We start from the raw sequence: 13970 nt of genomic DNA on the forward strand, positions 1-13970 counted from the left end.
GGAGGCAATTGACGATGTCAGAGCCCTTGCTGGATCTAAGAACATTTAAATACAGCATATTCAGGATGTCGACTCTGATTATGATCATCGTTATGATGGCGATGTTCTCCGCCATGCTGCTGCTGCCGATTTTTTTGCAGAACGCGTTGGCCTACAGTCCGTTGAAGGCAGGTCTGGTTATGCTGCCCGGAGGTATTGTCATGGGGATGATGTCGCCGATTACGGGCCGGTTATTTGATAAATTCGGCGCCAAGTGGCTTGCGGTCATCGGATTGGCGCTGATAGGCCATTCGCTGTGGCAGTTTGCCTTTATCACCTTGTCCACCTCATACAGCATGATCATGGTATGGAACACGCTGTTGATGCTGGGGATCTCGATGTTAATGATGCCGGTCATGACCAACGCTTTGAACGAGCTTCCGCCCCCGCTATATCCTCACGGTACGGCCATTATCAGCACGCTTCAGCAGGTGGCGGGCGCGATCGGTACCGCACTGCTGGTCACCGTGATGACCAATAGCTCCGAACGCTTTCTGGAACGTGCGGCGGCTGCGAAAGAAGCGGCCGGACTGCAAATTCCAGCCATGATGGCCGGAATGAAAAGCGCGTTCTTGCTTGCATTTGGGCTGGTCGCCATCGCTTGGACAATATCATTTTTTCTTAAACGAGCCGCGTCGCCGGAAGGGGATACGGAAGGCAAGCGAGTGTCTGCACACTAGGGCATGCGGATTCAATCGGATCGAAATACCTTAAAACAGAGCGGCTGCTCTGTTTTTTTGCTGCGGGATAGGCTGGACCCAACCAAGGGCATCCATCGAAGTTCACGTCGGATGGATTCACTTTGCAGGATTTAAGGGTTATTTGTAGAATAATCTACGATGCTGCATGAATTTAAACAGCTAGTTTGGGATAGCGGTATTCGCTAACCAGGGGAAGGGAAGAGTGCGTTGTGGCAGTAGCAAAGGACAATAAAGAAACTTATCTGTTCACAAGAGTGGACAAAAATACGAAATCACTTCCGGTCTCGTTTGAAGATTGGGCATTGAAGGCAAGAGAGATTCTGCCTGACGGTCCATTTGATTATATCATCGGCGGGTCGGGTGTGGAAGAGACGTTGGCAGCCAACATTAAAGCGTTTTCCCGGTGGGCGATTGTCCCGCGGATGTTGAGGGATGTCACCCATCGTTCGGCTCACATCACGCTCTTTGGCCAACAGCTGCGTACTCCGGTTCTATTGGCGCCGGTCGGCATGCAGGCCATTGCTCATCCGGATGGCGAGCTTGCGACGGCCAGAGCTGCAGCGGCGGCTGGAATTCCTTTTGTGGTCAGCACCGTTTCCTCTTATTCGTTGGAGCAGATCGCACAAACGATGGGAGATGCTCCCCGCTGGTTCCAGCTCTACTGGTCCAACGACCGCGAAGTGTCCGCAAGCATGGTAAGGCGGGCGGAAGCAGCGGGTTATTCTGCGATTGTACTGACGGTAGATACCATCATGCAAGGATGGAAACGCCGTGATTTACGCAACGGGTATTCTCCGCTTCGGGAAGGGAAGGGGCTGGCCAACTATATTCAGGACCCTGTGTTCCGCTCTCGTTTGACGGAAGTCACCCCGGAGAATGCAGTAGAAGAAATTATCCGTGGGATCTACCATCCGGCATTGAGCTGGGGCGACATTGCTTTTTTACGCGAGCATACCAGCCTGCCGATTTTGTTAAAAGGCATACTTCATCCGGAGGATGCGAAGCTTGCCTTGGAGCATGGAGCAGACGGCATCGTTGTGTCCAATCACGGCGGGCGCCAGCTCGACGGGGCTGTCTCCGCATTGGACGCACTGCCCGGGATTGCGGAAGCGGTGAACGGGCGGCTTCCCGTACTTCTGGATAGCGGCGTTCGCACGGGCTCGGACGTTGTCAAAGCGATGGCTTTAGGGGCCAATGCGGTCATGATCGGGCGTCCGTTTATGCTGGGCTTGGCTGTCGCGGGGGAACAAGGCGTTGCAAGCGTACTGGATACCTTGTTAGGCGAACTGGATGTGGCGATGGCTCTTTCAGGAAGCAATACCGTTGCTGACTTGAATCCAAGCATCCTTGTCCGTGTGTAAAAAAGATTGTCGCGGGGCCTCATCGCAATGGAGGATGGAGTCCTTCACATCAAGCAGTCCGAGACTTTGTTTTCAGGTCTTGGACTGCTTTTGTATGGAGGCAAATCGACATACTTCTGTTGTAAAAAAAGCATATCCGACCTAGCGCGGTTGGATATGCTTGGGAAACATCGTTTAAAACACTTTGGTCGTCCAGGATTCACAGTTCCATGTATCGGTAACGATATCGCGATAAAATTCCGGTTCGTGAGAAATCATCAGGATGCTGCCTTTGTAAGCCTTGAGGGCGCGCTTGAGCTCGTCCTTGGCATCCACATCCAGGTGGTTGGTCGGCTCGTCGAGAACAAGCAGGTTTGTTTCGCGGTTGATCAGCTTGCATAGCCGCACTTTTGCCTTTTCCCCGCCGCTAAGCACGGCAATTTTGCTTTCAATATGCTTGGTTGTGAGTCCGCACTTGGCCAGCGCCGCACGCACCTCGAACTGTGTAAAGGAAGGGAATTCGTTCCACACTTCCTCGATGCATGTATTGTAATTGGCCTCCTTCATTTCCTGCTCGAAGTAGCCGATGCTCAAGCTTTCTCCGAGCTGGACGGAACCGGACAGAGCCTGAATCTCCCCTAAAATACTGCGCATCAGCGTCGTCTTGCCGATCTCGTTCGCACCCACAAGCGCGATCTTCTGGCCGCGTTCCATGCGCAGGTTAAGGGGATTCGATAAAGGATGGTCATAACCGATGACAAGCTCCGCCGTTTCAAAAATCAGCTTACCGGAGGTTCTCGCTTCCTTGAAGTTGAACTGCGGCTTCGGTTTTTCCTTTGCCAGCTCGATGATTTCCATCTTGTCGAGCTTCTTTTGTCTGGACATCGCCATGTTTCTCGTCGCAACACTTGCTTTATTACGGGCTACGAAGTCTTTCAAGTCCGCAATTTCCTGCTGCTGGCGCTTATAGGCTGCTTCAAGCTGCTGCTTTTTCATTTCATAGACCTGCAGGAAATGGTTGTAATCGCCGACATAACGGGTCAATGCTTGATTTTCCATATGATAGATCAGGTTAACGACGCTGTTCAGGAACGGAATGTCGTGAGAAATTAAAATGAAGGCATTCTCGTAATCCTGCAGGTAGCGTTTCAACCAGTCGATATGCTGCTCATCGAGATAGTTCGTCGGCTCGTCGAGAAGCAGGATGTCCGGCTTTTCGAGCAGCAGCTTCGCGAGTAATACCTTTGTTCGCTGTCCGCCGCTAAGGTCATTGACGTCCTTATCCAGTCCGATATCCGTAAGTCCCAGTCCGCGGGCGGTTTCCTCGATCTTGGCATCGATCATGTAAAAATCCTGATTCGTCAATGTATCTTGAATCGTTCCGACATCCTCGAGCAGCTGCTCAAGCTCTTCCGGTGAAACATCGCCCATTTTCGCGTACATGTCGTTCATCTCCTGTTCCATGTCGAACAGGTATTGGAAGGCTCCCTTCAGGACATCGCGGATCGTCAAGCCCTTGCTAAGCACCGCATGCTGATCAAGATACCCGACGCGCATGCGTTTGGACCATTCGATCTTGCCGTTATCCGGCTGGAGTTTGCCCGTAATGATGTTCATGAAGGTAGATTTTCCTTCACCGTTGGCGCCAATGAGTCCGATGTGCTCGCCTTTGAGCAGCCGGAAGGATACGTCGTTGAAGATAGCGCGGTCTCCGAAGCCGTGACTTAGCCGTTCTACATTTAATATGCTCATAAATAACACCTTTTCTTTTAACTTTTTCTCGTCCTATTATAAGCTTTGAAGGGCGCATAACTCAATGCGGGAGACCATGCAAATAAATTTTGTACTACGGAAGGAAATGATTTACAACAGAACATATGTTTGATATAATTATTTTTGTAAAGCGCTTTAATCGTGTGGGGTATCCAAGTTGACTGGTCATCACCTAAAATACGGACGGAAGGAAGATGCAGGAATGCGGATTGACCGATATGCAGAAATAGACGAGGTAATCGCTTATATTCATCAGCATATGGACGAACCGCTTTCGCTCTCCCGACTGGCCGCTCATATCGCCTACAGTCCATACCATTTCACGCGCATTTTCAAAGAAAGAACGGGCATTCCGCCTTTATATTATGTTTCATCCCTCCGGCTGCAAAAGGCAAAAGAGCTGCTGCTGCGCACGAATTTGAGCGTTCGCGATATTGTATTGGAGATCGGACAGCAGAGTCTGGGAACCTTCACCACCCGATTTACCGAACGGGTAGGCATGACGCCGTCGGATTTTCGGAATTCCTCCTTGCTGCAAGCGGAGAGCCACTTCCATACACTGCGGACGCTTAAGCATTGGTACGAATCTCCTCCTGCTTCCAATCAACACGCCAGAATACAAGGGACCGTCCAAGCCGAGCAGCCTTTTGAAGGCGTCATTCTGATCGGCTTGTTTGCCAAACCGATTCCGGAAGGACTTCCCCTTTATGGCACACTGCTTTCTTCTTTAGGACATTTTTGTTTTACGGGTGTCAAACCGGGCACCTATTATCTGATGGCTACATCCATCTCCTGGGGGATGCAAACCATGGATGTTCTGCTTCCGCATACAACCTTACGCTTCCGGTCAAAACAGCCGATCGTAGTCGCACCCTATGGCTCCGTACCCCATCAGCATGTTATGCTTCACGTTCCCCGTCCGGATGATCCTCCTATCCTGATTTCGCTACCCTTGTTGATGAATAATTTCCTCACTCGGCTTTTTCAATACAGTCATCGTTAAGAAACGGATTAACCTTCTAAAAGGCTCAAAACGCCGTCCTTCCGCAAGGGAAGGGACGGCGTCCTGATCTGATCGGCTTCTAATTAAAAATCAAAGTTGTCCGGATCCGGGCCGACACGGCGATTTTGGTTTAACGCATCGATTTGATCCATTTCATCCTTCGTCAGCTCAAAATCGAAGATCGATGCATTTTCGATGATCCGGTGTTCTTTTGTTGTCTTCGGTATGGTGATAACCTCATGCTGCAGATCCCAGCGCAGAATGACTTGAGCGACAGATTTGCCGTGCTTGTCGGCAATTTCCTTGAGAACCGGATGATCCAGCAGCTGTCCTTGCATTAACGGCGACCAGGCTTCCAGCTGTATGTTATGCTTTTTCGTAAAGCTGAGCAGCTCTTTTTGCGTCAGGAACGGGTGGAATTCCACCTGGTTCACCATGGGTTTAATTTCCGCACCCTTCATTAGATCCTCCAGATGATGAATCTGGAAGTTGCTGACCCCGATCGCTTTAACCCGACCCTGTTGATAAAGGGTCTCCAAAGCTCTCCAAGCATCTTTATATTTGCCAGCCACCGGCCAGTGGATGAGGTAAAGATCCAAATATGCCAAGCCCAGCTTATTCAGGCTCGTCTCGTAAGCGGCTAGTGTGGATTCATAACCCAGGTCGACCGTCCATACTTTAGAAGTGACAAAGAGCTCTTCTCTGGCAAGATTGTTCTCGTGAAGAGCTTCGCGGATTCCTTGTCCGACACTGCTTTCATTGCCGTAAATCGCCGCTGTATCGATACTTCGGTAGCCGTGTCTTACCGCTGATGTAATGGCTTCGACGAGCTCCGAGCCTTCTTCTACTTTAAAAACGCCGATGCCCAGCCAGGGCATTTGAACTCCATTGTTCAGTGCAATTTTGCTTTGTAAATGTTGGGTCATAAGGACTGCCTCCAGATTTTATTATTTTATTTATGTCAGTATTTCATGCGGTTCAATGGTTCAATGTATTGATAAGCAGGTTCCCGCAGCTGCGGTTTTCTGTCTTCTTTCCAGAACCATGCTCCAGATTGTGAGGACCACGGCTGCCAATACCATGACTGCGCCGATCCAAGCCGTATGAATAAGCCCGATGGCATCCGTAACGATACCGCCCAGATAGGCTCCAATGGCAATGCCTGCGTTAAAGGCGGCAATATTAACGGCAGATGCGACATCGACGGCCCTGGGGGCGTAACGCTCTGCCAGCGTGACGACATAAACCTGAAGTCCGGGTACGTTCATAAAAGCCAGCAATCCCATGCCGAAGATGGTGATTAATCCCGGAATTTTATACGGGGCGGTGAATGTAAGAAGAAAGAGTATAAGAGCTTGTAAAACAAACATCCACAGCAAGGCCGTAAGCGGCTTTCGGTTCGCCGCCTTGCCCCCGATGACATTGCCGATGGCGATGGCGATTCCGTACAGCAGGAGAATGAAGGCTACCGTCGTTTCCTTAAATCCGGTGATGTCATGCAGTAACGGGGATAAATAAGTGAAAACGACAAAGGTTCCTCCATACCCGAGGGCGGTAATCATAAACGCAAGCAGCAGCCGTCCGTTAGTGACAAGTTTCATTTGATCGCGAATCTGTATCTTGCCGCCTTTGCGCAAATGGGAAGGGACAAGGATCATGTTGGCGATGAAAGCAACAATGCCAATGACGACAATTGAAATAAAGGCTGCGCGCCAGCCCAGCTGCTGGCCGATAAAGGTGCCAAGCGGCACACCGGTAACGGTGGCGACCGTCAGCCCGGAGAACATGATCGCAATAGCGCTGGCCCTTCGGTTCTCAGGTACGAGGTCGGCCGCGATGGTCGAACCGATCGACATGAAAACACCGTGAGAGAGCGCGGAGATGACGCGGGCTGTAAGCAGCATTACAATTCCGCTGGAAAGAGCGGCAAGGCTGTTGCCTATAATAAAAACAAGCATGATCCACACCAGCAGCGTTTTGCGGGGAATGCCCGATGTCACAGCTGTTAATACCGGCGCTCCGAAAGTAACGCCCAGGGCATATAACGTAACGGTTAACCCGGTTAAGGTAACGGAGATGTTTAAATCTTCAGCGATCAGGGGAAGGAGCCCCACACTGATAAACTCGGTTGTTCCAATCGCAAAGGCGCTTATGGCCAAGGCTAGAAGCGCCAACGTACTTCTATTTTTATCCAAAGACATTCGTTCCACTCCTATCTGGTAATTACCGGCCGGTAAATGTTATTATGTATCCAGCGGACAAAAATGAACAGTACGTACTTTAAAGTACCATAGGTACTCAAAAGTTCCTTTACACCAAGGAGGCAGATGAACGATGACTAAAAAGAAATACAACATCTCGGTTGAGGCTACCCTTGAGGTCATCGGGGGAAAATGGAAATGCGTCATCCTGTGCCATTTAACGCGCGGTAAAAAACGGACAAGCGATTTAAAACGCCTGATGCCCGGAATAACACAAAAAATGTTGACTCAGCAGCTCAGAGAATTGGAAGAGGATGGCATCGTGAACCGAATCGTCTATAACCAGGTCCCGCCCAAGGTAGAATATGAGCTCAGTGAATACGGATGGAGTCTCAAATCAATATTGGATGCCTTATGTGATTGGGGAGAAAAACATATCATCAAAGAATATGGCGATAAATATGCGGTGCTGGAGGATAATATATTAAATCAAAGTGATGCCGATCTGCAGAGCCTTACGAATAAGTAAGGCAGCCGGAAAATGTAAAAATGAAAGAAATGACCGCCAACTCCGGAAAGAAGGGGTATGAATGTTCACCTTATCTGAATTTCAAGAGGCAATAGACCAACAAATTGTTCACAATTACCAACAAATTGTTTACAATTGAAATAAAAGTCTTTTTATGAGTCGGCTAACGGTCAATTGGCATTAAATCCTTCTAAAAAAACTCCGGTTTAGTCCGTTACCTGAGGCGGAATAACGTTCAGGCCTATGGAATGGACAGAAACTTGGAGAAGACTTCAAATTTCTTATTTCAAATCAATTGGCTTGAATCTACTTTTCCTTCAAACACTTGGGGGACTGTCATTTCCCATATGGCTTTTTCAAACCATTTTACCCATCATCATTTAAAAACCGACGGGAAGTTCGAAGCCTACGCTCGAAAATATATGGAAATTCTAAACGCGTTAAAGGTTGGCGGAAGCTTTATTTATACACCGGGTCTTTCTTTTATTGAAGAATTATTAATCGCATCCAACGATTCGTTTGCAGTGGAAGCCGGAAAATATACGACAAAAGTAATTCTAAAGAAACGTTAGAGAGGACGACGATTCCTGTGAGAAAGAAGATGTTTTTATGGGCCGGTTCATTGACGCTTTGTTTGAGTTTGCTTCTGCCTTCCGGTAGAGGTCTCGCTGCGGAGCATCGTGTAAGCGTTACATTGCCAACATTTGAGGTAAAGCTTAACGGAAATAAAGTCGAAAATGAATACCGGGAATATCCGTTACTCGTGTATAGGGATATCACCTATGTTCCGATGACATGGTATGATTCCAGACTTTTGGGCTTGGAAACGGAATGGACGCAACAGGCCGGGCTTAACATTGCTAAAGGAAAAGTGACTTCATCTTATGTTCCTTACAAAACCGATCATAAACATTCGGGCGGCTACAAGGCAGCCATCCCTGCATTTAAGATTACTATCAACGGCAGGACGGTGGACAATTCCAAAGAAGAATATCCCCTTTTAAGCTTCAACAACGTGATCTATTTCCCTCTGACCTGGAAATTTGCACATGATGAATGGGGTTGGGAATATGTGTGGGACGATAACGAAGGTCTGAATATAAATTCCGGCAACCCTCAGGTGAAAACCGTGGATCTCCCAACCTTTGCAGGTGAGAATGATGTTGCCGTGTTTAAAGGATATTATTACTTTGCAGAAACCATAGGAAACACGAACCATGTATACAGAGCGCCTGTTCATAACACGTCAAATAAAGAACCGGTATATTCTTATGATGTGGATGCCTCATACAGCTTTAATAAGCGTTTGAATTTTGAGATCAGAGATGACGAACTCTGGTTCTCTTATCATGTTGGCGGAGCAATCATGGGCTACGATGTCTATTGCAAGGTAAACGACAATGGAAAGGCTGCCATAGAGCAACAAGGGTATCTCGATTTTAAACAGACTCCGAATGGAACCTTAACTATCCATCAATTCGTGCCGCCAGGAGGGAATAATCTATTGCTGGCTGCGGCCGGGCAAGAGAATCAACATGGCAAACGGATAGGGAATCCGAATCTGATCTACGGATGGCATGTAACGAATGACGGTACGTCCACAAGCTTTGGCTCAGATCGCTCCACTACCGTTCTCGGAGACGATGTCTATGTGCTGGCATCATCGTATCCTGTTGAACATGGGGATTTAAACAAGATTTACAAGATCAATATCAAGACAAATGAAACGGAAAAGATCATCCATGCGGAAGTGAGCCATTTTAAAATATTGAATCACAAGCTGTACTATGTAAAAGATGCGGATCATTCTTTATATTCAGCGAACCTGGATGGAACGGATGAGCAAAAATTATCCGATCTTCCCGTTGCCAATTGGTATGACGAAATCGACGGTCAGGTGTACTACACCGCTGCCAATGTAAAAGGGCAATTCCATCTTTACAGGGTGGAACCGTCCAAAGAAGATGCGCTTGTAATCAAAGAGCCGGTGGAAAGCGTCCAATTTGTGAATGATAAAATCATATGCAAGCTTGCAGCGGGAGAAGAATATGGCGTTAAGGTATTGGATCAATCCGGGGATCTTCATCTGGCCATTACGGATCAGGCGTCAGATGTTTTTGCATATCATGATTTCATTCTCATGGTGTCTGCAAAAGATCAATCGATAAAGGTGATTCAGTAGAAATGGCAAATGCGGTAAACGGATGACCCTCCATATAGCCAGCTTCAAGACCATTTTTTACTAGTGATATGAATACCCAGTTCGGATTTTGTTTCTCAACATATACTAAATTTACAATAAAATAATATTTTGATAAAATACGCAGCTCCCGAAGTGATGATTCAACATAGGGTTGGAAAGGAGGGAGTCGACCTTGATTAAATTGGACAGGTACATGAAAAAGAAAATAAAAGGAAAGAAATTCATTGGGGCCGGCAGAACGCGAATCGTATACGATTTAGGCAAACGCCGTGTGTTTAAAGTAGCCAAATCCAAAAAGGGAATCCGGTCTAATCAAACGGAAGTCATCATGTATAAGTCATCCGAGAGACCGATAAAAAAACACCTTGCCCGAATTATCGATTACGACACGTCATATCGCTGGGTAACCATGAAAAAGTATAATAAAAAATTCCCCAATATTCCTAAATATAGAAAAAAACTTAAGAAATTTCATAAAAATGGAATCCTTCCCTCAAGGAGTGTACGCGATTATCATACACCCTATACGCCTAACCTGCGTTTAAAACGGAATAATCGGGTCGTGGTTATCGATTATGGGAACTTTAAATATAAACGATAAATAAAAACAAAAGAAATATGGAGCGCATTGCCGTGAAGGATTATAGGGAATGATGCATTTTCGAGGAAAATGAAGGATGTAAATGGAGCTATCGGCAGCGCGGCTCCTTTGTTGTTTATGGCGATCATGAAGACCTGTAACCTTAGGAGAAATCTGGAGAAAAGTGAATTACATAGAAGAAGTGCAGTTGGGAGCACAACCGTAACACTCTTTCATGTAAGCAAGCCCCGGGATGAGGCTTGCTTATTTTTTTCCAAATTAATGCCAATAATTGCGGGTTGTGACCCGATACCGTCACCCGGTACAATGAAAAAGGATGAAAGGAGAGATCATACCATGAAAAAATGGACGATGGCCATCCTTTTCTCATTCCTTTTATTTTTTTCATTTGCGGTATATGCGGATCACGCAAACGCCGCACCAACGCTCAAGATGGGCAGTTCCAATGGGGATGTATGGGATGTGCAGTACCGGCTGAAGGTTTTGGGTTACTACCAGCAGCCCCTAGACGGTAAATACGGAGCACACACAGCCTCCGCCGTACGCAGCTTTCAAAAAAATTACGGCCTCACGGCGGACGGCATTGTTGGGGACCGCACGTGGGCTATGCTTAAAAATACAGCTTAAATCAGGCGGAAATCGATATCCTGGCCCGCGTTATACACAGCGAAGCACGCGGTGAGCCTTACATGGGCAAGGTGGCCGTAGGAGCTGTCGTCATGAATCGGATACAGTCGCCTTTATTCCCGAATACAATTCAAGGCGTAGTTTTCCAGCCAAGAGCCTTTACTGCAGTAGATGACGGACAGTATTGGTTAACACCCGACCGCAGCGCCTATCTGGCAGCCTTCGACGCCGTACGCGGTTGGGATCCGACGAAAAACTCGCTTTATTACTTTAATCCCGACACGGCAACGAGCGCATGGATTTGGACGCGTCCGCAAGTGTTGAAAATCGGTAAGCATATTTTTGCGCGTTAATCCGTTGGAGGATGCATAATCACAACCTTTAACCAGTACCCTTATGAGGGTGCTGGTTTTTATTTTAACTTTTATTGGCACCTTTTATAACTTTTATAAAGACAAATTTTGAAAACAGTTTGTCGTCTTTTACATATATTTAGTCACTTTAAATTAGCGGTTTGTCCTGAAAATAGGCCGCTGCCTCTTTCATCAAGTATGATGGCATTACAGAACAAATTAGAGAAGCTGACTATTATGCATTGAGGGAGGGCATGAATGATGCCGAACATGGTGAAACAGAAATTGAAAAACGGACAGTGTGCCACGGGCTGCTTTATCGGGTTTCATTCTCCATCAGTAGTAGAAATACTCGGACATACAGGTTTTGATTTTGTCGTTATTGACAACGAGCATGGCCCGTTTAGCTGGGGAGAAGTCGAAGAGATGATACGCGCCGCGGAATTGGCCGGAACCGTTCCGATTGTACGGGTGGCTTACGATAAATCCGATATTCAAAAAGCGCTTGACCGCGGTGCGATGGGACTTCATGTTCCGATGGTCAATACGAAGGAAGAAGCGGAAGAAGTTGTGCAAAAAGCAAAATATCCTCCGGTTGGCAGAAGAGGCACGGCCTATTCATGCAGGTCGGCTCAATACGGTAAAGGAGGCGGCGCTGCCTATTTGCAGCAGTCCAATGAAGAAATCCTGATCGCCGTGCATATTGAAACGCCGGAAGCCGTCGACCATATTGATGAGATTATGAGTGTGCCGGGAATTGACATTTGCTATATCGGTCCAACGGATTTGTCGGTCACAATGGGGTACAGTGCTGAAGGACCGGAGCACCCGGAGGTGCAACAAGCGATGGACCGCGTGATGGCGGCAGGACGGAAGCATGGGGTTACGGTGGGGATTCAGGTGGCGAGCGCGCCGGCTGTGACCCAAAAACAGCAGTGGGGAGCTCCTTATATCGGTATTGCGATTACACCCGTGCTGTATAATGCACTCGGAGAAGTCGTAAAAGCCGGTAATCCGTTAAGCCGATCAAAATAATCCGGAAGGAGATGAGGATGATTGAAATATTTTGCTGTCTTTTTACCGATGCTTAGTCCGGAAAAGAGCCAGGAATACCGTCCGCAGCACCTTGATTATCTGGCGATCAGGCGCAAGGAAGGAAAAATTTTTGCCAATGGCAGATTCTTGGACGGAGCCGGAGGTCTGGTCATTTATAAAGCCGATTCGGAAGAGGAAGTCAGGCATATCGTCCAACAGGACCCTTATGTGATTCACCAGGCAAGAGGTTATGAGATCCATGAATGGGAAATGGTAACGGAGGCGATTCTTCCCGAATCGTAAAAGCTTCTCGCAAGGTCCTATGAACTCCGGTTTATAGGACCCTTTACGTAAGCGTATTCTGAACAAACCACAGGAGGGAAACATATGAAGGTTGCTTTCATCGGGCTCGGGAATATGGGATTGCCCATGTCCAAAAACTTGGTTAAGGCTAATTATGAAGTGTATGGGCTGAATCGCAGCAAGGGCCGCGAGCAGCTCTTTGCCGAGGCCGGGGGGAAGACGGGCTATTCGCTTCCCGAGTTAGCGCGAATTGCTGATGTGATGATGACCTGTTTGCCTTTTCCCGCTGATGTGGAGGAGGTTTTCCTCGGCTCCGACGGGATCGTAGCCAACGGACATGCCGGACAAATCCTGATCGATTTCAGCACGGTATCTCCGGACCTGAACCATAAAATAGAGAAGGAAGCCGCGAAGAAGGGGATAGAGTTTTTGGACGCGCCTGTAAGCGGAGGGAATTTCGGAGCAGAGAGCGGAACATTAAGCATAATGGTCGGCGGGAAAAAGGAAGTATTCCATAAGGTATATCCTTTGTTTGAAGTGCTGGGGAAACAAATTTATCATACCGGACCTGTAGGCAGCGGAACGATTATCAAATTGATCATTCAATACATGGTCGGCGTTCATACGCAAGCAGCCAGCGAAGCGTTCATCATTGGAGAAAAAATGGGCATCGACGGGCCATTGATGTTCGACATCTTAAATGCAAGCTATGCGCAGAGCCGGATTTTTGAGAGACACTACACGAATTTCATTGCCCAAAATCAATTTCAAGCGGGGTTTGCTTTGAAGCTGCTGTTTAAAGATTTGACGCTGGTACAAAAAATGGCCGAAGACAATGATATAAACCTGCCTGTAGGGAAGCCAATCACATCTTTGTTTCAACAGGCAAAAGAAAGCTCACATGGAGATAAGGATATGTCGGCAATGGTTTTATATGTCAAGGAACTCCAGAAGTAATGGAGCATATGGCATTCACTTAACGGATTCTTGTGTTGTTGATGAAGTGCAAGAAAATATCCCCTGAACAGCCCACGTGCCATCGTGGGTTATTTGTTTATTATAAAATCGTTATTGACATCGCACGATCATTAGAATTAATATGAATTCAGATATATCAGTTAAATATCTGATTGACATCTATAAATTTGTAAATTATAGTTCCTCGTAAAGGGACGATCGTTTCCGGAGTTACCTCCACCGTAAATGAGAAATGCTTAGCAGGTTTTATGGAAGCGCTTTATAGAATTCCGATTGGTTACTAG

General features: G+C 47.3%; 13 protein-coding genes and 1 pseudogene. 11 read left to right on the plus strand and 3 right to left on the minus strand.

Going from position 1 to position 13970, the window contains the following annotated elements; translation table 11 throughout:
• The first annotated feature begins 14 nt into the window (after positions 1-14).
• On the plus strand, positions 15-719 hold the full coding sequence (locus EXW96_RS27210) for an MFS transporter (RefSeq protein ID WP_254611194.1): 705 nt from the start codon (positions 15-17) through the stop codon (positions 717-719).
• Between the two features lie 230 nt (positions 720-949).
• Positions 950-2101 carry an alpha-hydroxy-acid oxidizing protein gene (locus EXW96_RS03155; RefSeq protein ID WP_174349853.1) on the plus strand — a complete coding sequence of 384 codons (1152 nt, stop codon included), beginning with the start codon at positions 950-952 and terminating at the stop codon, positions 2099-2101.
• Between the two features lie 174 nt (positions 2102-2275).
• On the opposite strand, the gene EXW96_RS03160 is transcribed toward EXW96_RS03155, so the two are convergent.
• Positions 2276-3832, minus strand: coding sequence for an ABC-F family ATP-binding cassette domain-containing protein (locus EXW96_RS03160; RefSeq protein ID WP_174349854.1), 1557 nt, complete (start codon positions 3830-3832; stop codon positions 2276-2278).
• A gap of 223 nt (positions 3833-4055) precedes the next feature.
• Between EXW96_RS03160 and EXW96_RS03165 the strand changes: the two genes are divergently transcribed.
• Positions 4056-4856 (plus strand): helix-turn-helix domain-containing protein, encoded by an 801-nt coding sequence (locus EXW96_RS03165; RefSeq protein WP_174349855.1) that lies wholly within the window; start codon positions 4056-4058, stop codon positions 4854-4856.
• Between the two features lie 83 nt (positions 4857-4939).
• Here EXW96_RS03165 and EXW96_RS03170 read toward each other — a convergent pair whose 3' ends face one another.
• Both EXW96_RS03170 and EXW96_RS03175 read right to left on the minus strand, forming a co-directional pair.
• Positions 4940-5782, minus strand: a complete 843-nt coding sequence (locus EXW96_RS03170; protein WP_174349856.1) for an aldo/keto reductase — start codon at positions 5780-5782, stop codon at positions 4940-4942.
• A gap of 60 nt (positions 5783-5842) precedes the next feature.
• Complete coding sequence (locus EXW96_RS03175) at positions 5843-7057, minus strand: MFS transporter (RefSeq protein WP_174349857.1); 1215 nt, start codon at positions 7055-7057, stop codon at positions 5843-5845.
• A 133-nt stretch (positions 7058-7190) separates the two neighbouring features.
• Between EXW96_RS03175 and EXW96_RS03180 the strand changes: the two genes are divergently transcribed.
• From EXW96_RS03180 to EXW96_RS03215, 8 genes and pseudogenes are all read left to right on the plus strand, one after another.
• Positions 7191-7586, plus strand: coding sequence for a winged helix-turn-helix transcriptional regulator (locus tag EXW96_RS03180; RefSeq protein WP_062408247.1), 396 nt, complete (start codon positions 7191-7193; stop codon positions 7584-7586).
• Between the two features lie 260 nt (positions 7587-7846).
• Positions 7847-8158: a hypothetical protein gene (locus tag EXW96_RS03185; RefSeq protein ID WP_174349858.1), complete on the plus strand. Its 312-nt coding sequence runs from the start codon at positions 7847-7849 to the stop codon at positions 8156-8158.
• 17 nt (positions 8159-8175) lie between these two features.
• Positions 8176-9768, plus strand: coding sequence for a DUF5050 domain-containing protein (locus EXW96_RS03190; RefSeq protein WP_309225000.1), 1593 nt, complete (start codon positions 8176-8178; stop codon positions 9766-9768).
• Positions 9769-9961: 193 nt separating this feature from the next.
• Positions 9962-10390 carry a hypothetical protein gene (locus tag EXW96_RS03195; protein WP_174349859.1) on the plus strand — a complete coding sequence of 143 codons (429 nt, stop codon included), beginning with the start codon at positions 9962-9964 and terminating at the stop codon, positions 10388-10390.
• A 336-nt stretch (positions 10391-10726) separates the two neighbouring features.
• Positions 10727-11370, plus strand: a pseudogene (gene sleB, locus EXW96_RS03200) (spore cortex-lytic enzyme).
• Between the two features lie 258 nt (positions 11371-11628).
• Positions 11629-12405 (plus strand): HpcH/HpaI aldolase family protein, encoded by a 777-nt coding sequence (locus EXW96_RS03205; RefSeq protein ID WP_254611195.1) that lies wholly within the window; start codon positions 11629-11631, stop codon positions 12403-12405.
• A 21-nt stretch (positions 12406-12426) separates the two neighbouring features.
• Entirely contained in the window at positions 12427-12708 is a 282-nt protein-coding gene (locus EXW96_RS03210; RefSeq protein ID WP_054817236.1) for a YciI family protein, read from the plus strand.
• Between the two features lie 84 nt (positions 12709-12792).
• Positions 12793-13665, plus strand: coding sequence for an NAD(P)-dependent oxidoreductase (locus EXW96_RS03215; protein WP_174349860.1), 873 nt, complete (start codon positions 12793-12795; stop codon positions 13663-13665).
• Positions 13666-13970 lie beyond the last annotated feature (305 nt).

It is taken from the genome of Paenibacillus sp. JMULE4 (assembly GCF_013337105.1).
GTDB classification, from domain to species: domain Bacteria; phylum Bacillota; class Bacilli; order Paenibacillales; family NBRC-103111; genus Paenibacillus_G; species Paenibacillus_G naphthalenovorans.

Bases quoted from the DNA above. Each gene is read 5' to 3' on its own strand.
- EXW96_RS27210 (WP_254611194.1), top strand. From the start codon at position 15: ATGTCAGAGCCCTTGCTGGATCTAAGAACATTTAAATACAGCATATTC.
- EXW96_RS03160 (WP_174349854.1), bottom strand. From the start codon at position 3,832: ATGAGCATATTAAATGTAGAACGGCTAAGTCACGGCTTCGGAGACCGC.
- EXW96_RS03165 (WP_174349855.1), top strand. From the start codon at position 4,056: ATGCGGATTGACCGATATGCAGAAATAGACGAGGTAATCGCTTATATT.
- EXW96_RS03170 (WP_174349856.1), bottom strand. From the start codon at position 5,782: ATGACCCAACATTTACAAAGCAAAATTGCACTGAACAATGGAGTTCAA.
- EXW96_RS03175 (WP_174349857.1), bottom strand. From the start codon at position 7,057: ATGTCTTTGGATAAAAATAGAAGTACGTTGGCGCTTCTAGCCTTGGCC.
- EXW96_RS03180 (WP_062408247.1), top strand. From the start codon at position 7,191: ATGACTAAAAAGAAATACAACATCTCGGTTGAGGCTACCCTTGAGGTC.
- EXW96_RS03205 (WP_254611195.1), top strand. From the start codon at position 11,629: ATGATGCCGAACATGGTGAAACAGAAATTGAAAAACGGACAGTGTGCC.
- EXW96_RS03215 (WP_174349860.1), top strand. From the start codon at position 12,793: ATGAAGGTTGCTTTCATCGGGCTCGGGAATATGGGATTGCCCATGTCC.